The organism is Shewanella sp. 10N.286.45.A1, assembly GCF_041470405.1.
Taxonomy (GTDB): domain Bacteria; phylum Pseudomonadota; class Gammaproteobacteria; order Enterobacterales; family Shewanellaceae; genus Shewanella.
The window spans coordinates 5,755-7,754 of record NZ_JBFRMK010000238.1 but is presented as its reverse complement, the minus strand read 5'-3'; the positions used below and the strand labels follow the sequence as shown (position 1 = coordinate 7,754).

Annotated in this window: 2 protein-coding genes and 1 pseudogene; all 3 read left to right on the top strand. The window is 45.3% G+C overall.

The features are described 5' to 3' along the window. The first annotated feature begins 125 nt into the window (after nt 1-125). Entirely contained in the window at nt 126-569 is a 444-nt protein-coding gene (gene dksA / locus AB4238_RS16760) for an RNA polymerase-binding protein DksA (RefSeq protein WP_372034460.1), read from the top strand. A gap of 51 nt (nt 570-620) precedes the next feature. Next, the gene (gene gluQRS, locus AB4238_RS16755; RefSeq protein WP_372034458.1) at nt 621-1,499 is read left to right on the top strand and encodes a tRNA glutamyl-Q(34) synthetase GluQRS; all 879 of its coding nucleotides are present in this window, start codon (nt 621-623) and stop codon (nt 1,497-1,499) included. Between the two features lie 180 nt (nt 1,500-1,679). Beyond that, a pseudogene (locus AB4238_RS16750) lies at nt 1,680-2,000 on the top strand (polynucleotide adenylyltransferase PcnB); the annotation flags it as partial.

Sequence of the window (2,000 nt, the reverse complement as noted above, 5' to 3'; positions counted from 1 at the left end):
GACATAGTCAAAGAATAGAGTCCAGATAACACAAATTATTTGCCTATATCGTAGGTTTCTGATATAGATAGCGCCCGTTATTATACAGACGCCCTACAACGCAAATGATTAACAGGAGATGCGTTATGCCAGAAGGCACTAAAAAACTCGGCGTGCTCGCTATCGCAGGTGTAAAACCTTACCAGGAAAAACCCGGTGAGGAGTACATGAATGAGGAGCAGTCTGCTCACTTCAAAACAATTCTTGAAGCTTGGCGTAACCAATTGCGTGAAGAAGTCGATCGTACTCTTAATCACATGCAAGACGAAGCAGCCAATTTCCCAGATCCTGTCGATCGTGCTGCCCAGGAAGAAGAGTTTAGCTTAGAGTTGCGTGCTCGTGATAGAGAGCGCAAGCTAATCAAGAAGATTGAAAAGACGCTACAGAAAATCGAAGAAGAAGACTTTGGTTTCTGTGACTCTTGCGGTATCGAAATCGGTATTCGCCGTCTGGAAGCTCGTCCAACAGCCGATCAGTGCATCGACTGTAAGACACTTGCAGAGATCAAAGAAAAGCAGATGGCGGGTTAAACGCTATCATAAGGTGCGGAGCTCAAGCTCCGCTCTTTTGTTCTTTTCGTCATGGTTAACTCGACACCCTATATCGGTCGCTTTGCACCGTCCCCTTCTGGTCCACTTCATTTTGGTTCATTGATTGCTGCCCTCGGCAGTTTTTTGCGTGCCCGCTCTGTGGGCGGCCAATGGCTAGTGCGTATTGAAGATATTGATCCACCGCGCGAAATTGCTGGTGCTAGCGATCAAATACTCAAAACACTAGCAGCCTATGGCATGCATTGGGACAGCACAGTGCTTTATCAAAGTCAGCGACTGGATGTTTACCAGCAACAGATTAACCAATTACTCGCAACGGATAACGCTTACTATTGCCAATGCACTCGTAAAGAGATTAAAGCCATGGGCGGCAGTTATGATGGTCGATGTGGAACGCGTATTCAGCCCCATAAAACAGGAGCTATTCGCATTCGAAACCGTTATGGCGTGGCACAGTTCCAAGATCAGCTAAAAGGCACTATTGCAGTCGATAGCCAATTTGCCGCTGAAGACTTCATCATTAAACGTAGCGATGGCTTATATGCTTATCAGTTGGCAGTGGTGCTTGACGATATCTATCAACAGATCACCGAGGTCGTTCGAGGCTCAGATCTGCTCGAACCTACCTGTCGTCAGATAAGTCTATTTAAGCTGTTAAATTGCCCCAGCCCTGATTGGCTGCACCTACCGTTAGCCTGCGCTGAAAAAGGCCGTAAGTTATCCAAACAAAATCATGCTGCAGCAATTGATATTGTTAAGCCACAAGCCAGTATTAATGCCGCACTCACCTTTTTAGGCCAAGCAGAAGTTGTACCTGAAACAGACGTTACTAAGATGCTAGTGCAAGCAATTAGCCAATTTGATATGACGAAGGTACCTACACAATCTGAAATACTCCTTATTACGTGAACTGAATCGTATACTCATTGAGCTTTAATTGAGTTATCATAGCCCACTTGTTTTTACCTAAGTTAAGATCCAAATCAGAGGTGTCCCATTTTTCGCCGTATTAGCCAATTCTGTAAACAGTTATTTGACGATAGTCCAAAAGCTGAAGAAGATACTCAGGAAGGTCTGAGTTTAGAAGTTGTGCCTAGAAAAGCGCACTCAATTTCTCGTAGACAGATCAGCGAAAATGCGATCAAAGTTCTCTACAGACTGCATAAGTCAGGCTTTAAGGCTTACTTAGTCGGCGGTGGTGTGCGTGACATTCTATTGGGAATGCAGCCAAAAGATTTTGACGTGGTAACCAATGCTACGCCGGAAGAGATAAAACGCCTTTTCCGTAATTGCCGCCTTGTCGGCAGACGTTTCCGTCTTGCACATATTGTGTTTGGCCGTGATGTCATTGAAGTCGCAACATTGCGTGGCCACCATGTTGATAGTGGCGAGAAGATCTCCAAGACCAAC

What these genes read in the sequence shown, in the direction of transcription:
- dksA (WP_372034460.1), top strand. Translation starts at nt 126, where the DNA reads ATGCCAGAAGGCACTAAAAAACTCGGCGTGCTCGCTATCGCAGGTGTA.
- gluQRS (WP_372034458.1), top strand. Translation starts at nt 621, where the DNA reads ATGGTTAACTCGACACCCTATATCGGTCGCTTTGCACCGTCCCCTTCT.